Annotated in this window: 4 protein-coding genes; 3 read left to right on the top strand and 1 reads right to left on the bottom strand. The window is 74.3% G+C overall.

All coding sequences use genetic code 11. The features are described from left to right. Positions 1-382, top strand: a 382-nt coding sequence (locus AAH979_RS42050; RefSeq protein WP_346263701.1) for an RNA-guided endonuclease TnpB family protein, incomplete at its 5' end; no start/stop codon positions are given. A 14-nt stretch (positions 383-396) separates the two neighbouring features. On the opposite strand, the gene AAH979_RS42055 is transcribed toward AAH979_RS42050, so the two are convergent. Then, a complete protein-coding gene (locus tag AAH979_RS42055) occupies positions 397-3,324 on the bottom strand; it encodes an alpha/beta fold hydrolase (RefSeq protein ID WP_346263702.1) in 2,928 nt (975 codons plus the stop codon). A 376-nt stretch (positions 3,325-3,700) separates the two neighbouring features. On the opposite strand from AAH979_RS42055, the gene AAH979_RS42060 reads away from it, so the two are divergent. Together AAH979_RS42060 and AAH979_RS42065 are read left to right on the top strand one after the other, a co-directional pair. After that, complete coding sequence (locus AAH979_RS42060) at positions 3,701-5,029, top strand: hypothetical protein (protein WP_346263703.1); 1,329 nt, start codon at positions 3,701-3,703, stop codon at positions 5,027-5,029. Further along, on the top strand, positions 5,019-8,087 hold the full coding sequence (locus tag AAH979_RS42065) for a nitrate- and nitrite sensing domain-containing protein (RefSeq protein ID WP_346263704.1): 3,069 nt from the start codon (positions 5,019-5,021) through the stop codon (positions 8,085-8,087). Before AAH979_RS42060 ends, AAH979_RS42065 begins: the two co-directional genes overlap by 11 nt. Positions 8,088-8,109 lie beyond the last annotated feature (22 nt).

The raw sequence follows: 8,109 nt of genomic DNA on the forward strand, positions 1-8,109 counted from the left end.
TCTGACCGTGCGTAACATGGTCAAAAACCGCCCTCTGGCCCGCGCCATCAGCGACGCCGGCTGGCGGCAGTTCCGCACCATGCTCGAATACAAAGCCGACTGGTACGGCCGGGACCTGGTCGTCGTCGACCGTTGGTACCCGTCGTCCAAGCTCTGCTCGACGTGTGCGCAGCGGATGCCGCTGGACGTACGGACGTGGACCTGCCGATGTGGCACCATCCACGACCGCGACGTCAACGCGGCCCGCAACATTCTGGCGGAGGGGCTCTCCGTTACGGCCTGTGGAGCCGGTGTAAGACCTCAACGGGCGGACGCCCGGACGAGGCAATTGGTGTTGAAGCAGGAAAACCCAAGGGCGACCAAGGGAATCCCCGCCCTCTAGGGCAGTGGAGGATGTCAACAGCGGTCCCCGCTTCCCCGAGAGTTCTCGCCGACCAGGGCGAGGAAGGCGTCCTCCAGGCGGCGGCGCGGCACCACCCGGTCTACCCCGACACCGGCCCGGACCAGTTCGGCCACCACCTCGCTCCGGGCGGTGCCGTTGGTGTCGACCACCAGCGCGCCGTTGGTCTCCGGCAGCACCCGTACTCCGGCCAGCCGCTCCATAACCGCCCGGGCGGCGTCGACGTCGGAGACGTCGAACTGGGTACTCGGCGACTCGCCGACGATCTCCTCCACCCTGCCGGCCGCCACGATCTGCCCCTTGTGCACGACGACCGCGTGCGTGCAGGTCTGTTCCACCTCGGCCAGCAGGTGGCTGGAGACCAGCACCGCCCGGCCGTCGGTGGCGTACCGGCGCAGCACCCGGCGCATCTCGGCGATCTGCGGCGGGTCCAGCCCGTCCGTCGGCTCGTCCAGCACCAGCAGCTCCGGCAGGCCGAGCATGGCCTGCGCGATGGCCAGCCGCTGCCGCATGCCATGGCTGTACTTGCGGGTCCTGCGGTGGATCGAGTCGCCGAGCCCGGCGATCTCCAGCGCCTCCTCGAAGTGCGCGTCCGCCTCCGGCCGGCCGGTCGCCCGCCAGTACGCGCGCAGGTTCTCCAGACCGCTCAGGTGCGGCAGGAAGCCCGGCCCCTCCACCAGCGCGCCGATCCGGGACAGCACCGGCGAGCCGGGCACCAGCCGGTGACCGAAGACGTGGATCTCGCCGGTGGTCGGCTGGGTCAGCCCCATCAGCACCCGCAGCGTGGTGGTCTTGCCGGCACCGTTCGGCCCGAGCAGGCCGACCACCTGGCCCCGGTGCACCTCGAAGTCGATCCGGGAGACCGCGACGAAGCCGTCGGCGTACTCCTTACGCAGGTCGCGGACGACCAGCGGGGTGTCGGCGTACTCGGGATGCACCGAGGTGTCGTGCCGGCGGTGCCGGCGGCGGAGCACGGCCACCACCACGACGAGCCCGAGCACGATCGCGGCGACCAGGCCGGCGAGCGCCCAGCGCCAGACCACCGCCGGGGTGGCGATCGGCTCGCCGACCACGGTCGGCAGCGACACCTCGGCGCCGGTCAGGGCGGCCCCGGCCGGCATCCCGGGTACGGCCCCGGAGGCCGGCCCGGCCAGCGCGACGGTGTAGGTGACCGGCTCGACCGGGGTGGCGTAGCCCTGGTCGGAGGTGGCGACCACGATCCGGAGCCGGTGCCCGGCCTCGATCCGGCGCACGATCGCCGGCAGGGTGACCCGGACCGGCGTCGCGGCGGAGATGTCGGCGGGCAGCCCGGTCAGCCGGACCGGCGCGACGAGGCCGTTCGAGAGCGCGGCCGGGCCGTTCGGGTCGACGTCGTAGAGCTTGACGAAGAGCACCGCCTCGCCGGTCGGCGACGCGGCCCGGATCGTGACCGTCGGCGAGCCGACCACGTCGACGGCCCGGGGAAGCGGTGCCGACTCGAACCGGCCGTGCTGGCCGGGCAGGTCTCCGGCGACCCCGTCGAGCAGCGACGAGAAGCCGCCACCGAACGGCAGTGCGGAGATCGCCGCCGGGTTGCCGGCCGGCGGGTTGGCGATCCGCTGTGCCGGCCCGGCCACCGCGATCGACTCGCTGGTGGTGCCGCCGACGCCCGGATAGTCGGTGACGGAGAAGCCGGTGGCGACCAGCCCGCGGTCCAGCGCGTCGAAGCCGGCGATCCGCGACCAGGTGAAGCTGGTCGACGCCGCGCCGCCGGACCCCTTGACGTAGTGCTCCAGCCACTGTGCCATCAGGAACCGCAGCCGGTCCCGGTCGGTCTGCGGGCCCTCGCCGCCGTCGTGCCCGCCGGTGAACCAGGCGACCCGGACCGGGGTGCCGCCGGCCGCGATGCCCCGGGCGTTGGCGTCCGCCTCGGCGAGCGGGAAGAGCGTGTCCGCGGCGCCCTGGACCAGCAGGGCGGGCGCCTTGATCCGGTCGAGCACGCCGGCCGGGCTGGACCGGCGGAGCAGCTCGACCGCCGCCGGGTCGGCCCGGCCCGTGGTGGCGATCCGCAGGTACGCGGCGCAGACGTCGGCGGCGAAGCGCCCGCAGGCCGGGTCGTCCGGGGTACCGCCCGGAGCGGCACCCGGCACCGTGCCGAGCACCGGGTCCTGCCCGCCGGCCGGACCGTCCCCGTCGGCATCCTCGTCGCCGGAGTCCTCGCCGCCTGGTGCGGTGCCGGGGGCGGTGAGTCCGCCCAGGCCGGTACCGCCGCCGCTGCCGAAGAAGATCCCGGCCCAGCCCTTCTTGAACACCCCGTCGACCGGCTCCCGGCCGGTGGACTCGGGCAGGAAGGAGCGGGCCAGGTCGTTCCAGGTGATCATCGGCACGATGGCGTCCACCCGCTGGTCCTGGGCGGCGAGCAGCAGGGCCAGGGCGCCGCCGTACGAGCCGCCGACCACGCCGACCCGGGGGTCGCCGGCCGAGTCCTTGCGGATCTCCGGCCGTGCGGCGAGCCAGTCGAGCAACCGGGCCGCGTCCCGTACCTCGTAGTCGGGGTGGTCGAGGTGGATCTGCCCGCCGCTGCGCCCGAATCCCCGGGCGGTGTACGTCAACACGGCGTAACCCAGCCCGGCCAGGTCCTCGGCGTCGGACTCGACGGACCGCTTCGTGCCGCCGAAGCCGTGCGCCAGCAGCACCGCCGGTACCGGCCGGTCGGCGCTCGCCCCGTCCGGCAGGTAGAACCTGGTGTCCAGGTCGACCGGCTGGTCGCCGCCCGGTCCGGACCGGACGGAGATCATGGAGTCCGTTGTGGAGTAGGGCGGGTTCTCCGGCCACACCGCCCAGCCGACCAGCGCGGCCAGCAACACCAGCACGGTCGATCCGGCAATCAACCGGCGCCGGGTCGGCCGGGCACGGCGCAGCCGCGCCAGCAGTCGGGAAGGCATGGCTCACACCGTACGGCGCCGGAGCTGAGCGTTGGCTGAGATCCGCCGTACGTCCGTCCGGCTGGCCCGTTCGGTGTCCGTGAGTCGTCGTCCGCGTCGCGCCACCGGGTATCCGGCGGGGCGACTTCGGATCCTGTGAATTCCGATCTTTCGGCGCAACGCCCACCTAACCGATACATGCGCCTAGGCAACTATCCACAAGGAGTCACATTTTTGTTCACCGGGTGTTACCTGTACCCAAGTGACGCATAACTGACTGCTCGACCCGGATCGAGCGGGTCCGACGTCTACTAGTTTTCCGGTCCGGTGGACGGGACCGGGCGGTCTCCCCACGCCCGCCACGCAGCACGACCCCTCTCGCCGATGGAGATGGACGATGACAGTTCCCGCGCAACGGTCCCGGCGTGAGCCGAACCGGACCGGCACAGCGCTGCGAGTGCTGCTCGCGGTCGCCCTGCTACTTCCGGCCGGCGTGTTGTTCAGCTCGGCCTGGCGCAGCAACGACGACCGGCTCACGGTCGCCGAACGCGAGCGGCACGGGGTCGAGTACCTGCGTTCCCTGGGACAGGTGACGCTCGCCCTGGTCGACGCCCAGTCCGGTGCCGTGGCGGGCCGGGCGGCGGCGGCCGCCGCACTGCGTACCGCGGTCGAGGAAACCAGCGCGGTCGACGTCCGGTACGGTGCCGAGCTGCGTACCAGCGAGCGCTGGGCCGGGCTGCACGCCAAGATCGAGGCGCTGCCGGACCGCCCGCCGGCCAACCCGCAGGACGCCTGGACGGTCTACACCGAGACCACCGACCTGCTGCTGGCGCTCTACGCCAAGGTGCGGGAGAGTTCCGGGCTGATCCGGGACCCGGAGTCGGACTCCTACCACCTCCAGGACGCGGTGGCCGAGGAACTGCCGGAAGCCCTGGTCGCGGCCGGACGGCTCGCCGACCGCTCGGTACTCGCGGCGGGCCGCTCGGGTGGCGACCCGCTGCGTACCGCCAGCGAGCTGGCCCTGGCCCGGTCCGCCGTACTCGGCCCCGCCGCCGACCTGGTCGAAAACCTGCGCTCGGCGGTGGAGAACACCGCCAGCCGGACACTCGGCGGCAACCTGCTCAGCCGGCTCGACGGCTACCAGCGCGCGGTGGAGGACCTGGCCGCGCTCACCCGGGACTCGGCCGCACCCAACCCGATCCAGGTGGGTGCCGCCCGAGCCTCGGCGCAGCTCGCCGGATCCGGGCTGGCCACGATCATCCTGGCCGAACTCGACATCCTGCTCGGGGAGCGGGTCGACGGGCTGACCGGCGAGCGGCGCATCGTGGTCGGCGCGCTGGTGCTGGCCGTACTCCTGGTGCTCGCCCTCGCCGCCCTGCCGGTGCTGGCCGCCCGGGCCGCCGACCGGGGCCGCGGCACCCCGGCCGGGGCCGGTGAGCCGACCACCGACGGGCTGCGCCGCACCGTCGATGCCGAGTCCGGGCCGCCGCCGACCGGGCCGCCACTGGCCGAGTCGGCGCTACCGGTCGGCGCGACGCTGGCCGGGCCACCGGCCGGCGGGCTGCCGCCGCTGCCCGAACGCCGGCCGCGCCGGCCGGACCCCGCAGGCGACCCGGGCCGGCGGTCCCCGCTGGCGGACTGGCAGGATCCGGTACCCGCCGGCCAGGCCACCCAGTCGGCCGTGCCGGAGCGCCCGGCGCCGTGGGGACGTCCCGATGCTCGGTAGGCTCCGGATCCGGGGCCGGCTGGCCCTGCTCGTCATCCTTCCGCTGCTCAGCACCATCGGCCTCGCCGTCCCGGTGCTGGCCGACCGGATCTCCTCGGCCCAGAAGGCCGCCGACACCGCCGACACGGTGCGCCGGGCCGGCCAGGTCGGCACCCTCGTGCAGGATCTCCAGCGGGAACGGCTGCTCTCCGTCGGCTACCTGCTGAACGTCGTCGACCGCTCGGAACTGGTCCAGCAGAGCGCGCAGGTGGGTGACCGGATCGCCGACCTGCGGGCCGACCTCGGCGGGCAGTTGACCGGGGAGATCGACGCCGCGATCACGGGTGTCGGGCGGCTGGCCGACCTGCGGGCCGGTGTACTGGCCCGGCGGGCCAGGCCGGACCAGGTCATCGCCGCGTTCGGGCAGGTACACACCGCACTGATCGCGTCGCTGGGGTTGGTCCGGTCCGCCGACGCGACCACGCCCGAGGGCCGCCAGATGATCGCGCTGGACGCGGTGCTCCTCACCGACGAGGGGATCAGCGCCGCGGCCAGCCTGATCGTGCTGGTCGCCGGGACGAAGACCCCGGCCGCCGGCATCGCGTACGTCGGCACCATGGCCGGGCTCGAATCCAATCTGGCCCGGTTCCGCAGCTTCGCCACCCAGGCACAGAACGATCTCTACCGGCTCATCGAGCGGGCGACGGCGGCCCGCACCGGCCCGGAGTTCCTCAGCGCCGGCGCCGCCGACCCCACCGAGGCGATCGCCGACCTGAACCTGGCGGACCTGTTCCCGGCCGCCACCTCGCTGATCACGCTCGGCCAGTTCATCGAGAAGAAGATCGTCACCGACGTGGTCGCCGAGGTGACCGACCAGCGCCAGCGGGCCATCGCCGGTGCGTACACGGTCGGGCTGCTGGTGCTGCTGATCATCGCGCTGATGATGCTGCTGAGCCTGGCGGTGGCGCGTACCGTCGCCCGGCCGCTGACCCGGCTGACCGTCTCCGCCGAGCGGATGGCCCGGGCCGCCGAGGAGGAACTGACCCGGATCGTCGACGACGAGTCCGAGTCGTACCACCCGATCCGGCTCGACCCGGTCGACGTGGACGGCCGCGACGAGGTCGGCGACCTGGCCCGGGCCTTCGAGCGGGTGCAGGGTACGGCCGCCCGGCTGGTGGAGCGGCAGGCCGCCAGCCGGCGGAACGTGGCCCAGATGTTCGGGCACGTCGGACGGCGTACCCAGAACCTGGTCGGCCGGCAGATCGCCCTGATCGACCGGCTGGAACACCAGGAGACGGACCCGGGCCGGCTCCAGCACCTCTACCGGCTCGACCACGTCTCCAGCCGGCTGCGCCGCAACGCGAGCAGCCTGGTGGTGCTCTCCGGCGGCGCCGGTGGCGACGGGCACGTCGCCCCGCTGCCGCTGGGTGACGTGGTTCGGCTGGCACTCGGTGAGATCGAGGACTTCACCCGGGTCGACGTGCAGGTCCGGCTCGACGTCGGAGTGGCGCCCGGGGTCATCGGCGACCTGGTGCTGACCCTGGCCGAGCTGATGGAGAACGCCACCGCCTTCTCCCCGCCGCACACCCGGGTCACCGTGCTCGCCGAGGTCATCCCGGGCGGGATACGCCTCAACCTGGTCGACCACGGCATCGGGATGACCCCGGAGCGGCTGGCCGAGGAGAACGCCCGGCTGACCCGGCGGGAACGGCTGGACCTGGTCCCGACCGAGGTGCTCGGGTTGTTCGTGGTGGGCCGGCTGGCCCGCCGGCACGGCTGGCGGGTCACCCTCTCGGCGACCACGCCCGGCGGCGGGGTCACCGTCGGGGTGGAGATCGACGACCGGCTGCTGGTCACCCGCCGTCCGGAGCCCGAACTGCCGACGCCCCGGGCGAGCGCCTCGGCACCGCTGCCGGTCCGGCCGGTCCGGATCACCGAGCCCGGCACCCCGGTCGGCCGGGCGACGGCCCCGACCGCCGAGCCGGCACCATCCAGGCCCACCGAGCCGGCACCGGTACACAGCCCTGCCGGGCCGGCGCCGGTGACCCCGGAACCGGTGCCGGCGATGGCCGAGACGGCACCGGTGTTCCGGCTGCCCGAGCTGATGCCGGTGGCGGTACCGGCCGGACCGGTCTTCGACGAGGAGCTGATCCGCCGGGCCACCCGGTCGCTGACGTCCGGCCAGCCCTGGAACGCCTTCCTGACCCGCCCGGCGGCCACCGCCCAGCCCGGTGCCAGCGGGACCGGCACCGCCCAGCCCGGCACCGCCGGGACCGGTGCCAGCGGGACCGGCACCGCCCAGACCGGCACCGCCCAGCCCGGCACCGCCGGGACCGGTGCGGAACCGGCGGGACAACCGGACGGTGGCGCCCCGGACGACCGGCCGGCCGGCCCGGATGCGGGAGGTGGCCCGGCGTCCTCCGGTGCGCCGGCAACGCCTTCCGCCGACAGCAGCCCGGGACCCGCCTCGTCCGGCCCCGGCACCGGGCTGCGCCAGCGGGTCCCGGGCGCCCAACTGCCGACCACCACCAGCAGGACCCGCCCCGAGCCGACCCCGGCCGACCCGTCCGTGGTCCGGGCGTTGATCGAGGAGTTCGAGGCCGGGGTACGCCGGGCGCAGCGCGAGCAGCAGTCCCGGCCGACCGGCGAGGGTCTCCGGGCGGCGCAGGTCGGCACCGGGCCCGGAGAGTCCCGGCGGGCCGTCTCGCCACCGGTGCTTCCCGGTCCGGAGCGGTCCGACCTGCGGTCGCCGGGTAGCACTCCGGCGGAGCGGGGCGGCCTGGGTCCGGCGGGTGGTAGCCTCGGGCCGGCGGGATCGGCACCCCGAGCCAACGGCACCGCAGCGGCGACCCCCGCCGCGACGGGCGCTCCGCCGCGACTCAACCGGCGGGTCCCCGGAGCCAACCTGAGCGTTCCGCTGCCGACCACCCCGCTCGGCCAGGCGCCGGCCGTCGCCACCGCCGGACCGGACGACCCCGAGAAGGTACGCGAGCTGATGATGCAGTTCGAGTCCGGTGTCGCCCGCGCGCTGAGCGAAGTCCGAACAGAACACCGCCACGAAGAGGGAACCCCACGTTAACGCTTCCCCACGGCTGGAGGCC

Source organism: Plantactinospora sp. ZYX-F-223, from assembly GCF_039649625.1.
Taxonomy (GTDB): Bacteria; Actinomycetota; Actinomycetes; order Mycobacteriales; family Micromonosporaceae; genus Plantactinospora.

Excerpts from the sequence above, each read along its gene's own strand:
- AAH979_RS42055 (WP_346263702.1), bottom strand. The coding sequence starts at position 3,324 with ATGCCTTCCCGACTGCTGGCGCGGCTGCGCCGTGCCCGGCCGACCCGG.
- AAH979_RS42060 (WP_346263703.1), top strand. The coding sequence starts at position 3,701 with ATGACAGTTCCCGCGCAACGGTCCCGGCGTGAGCCGAACCGGACCGGC.
- AAH979_RS42065 (WP_346263704.1), top strand. The coding sequence starts at position 5,019 with ATGCTCGGTAGGCTCCGGATCCGGGGCCGGCTGGCCCTGCTCGTCATC.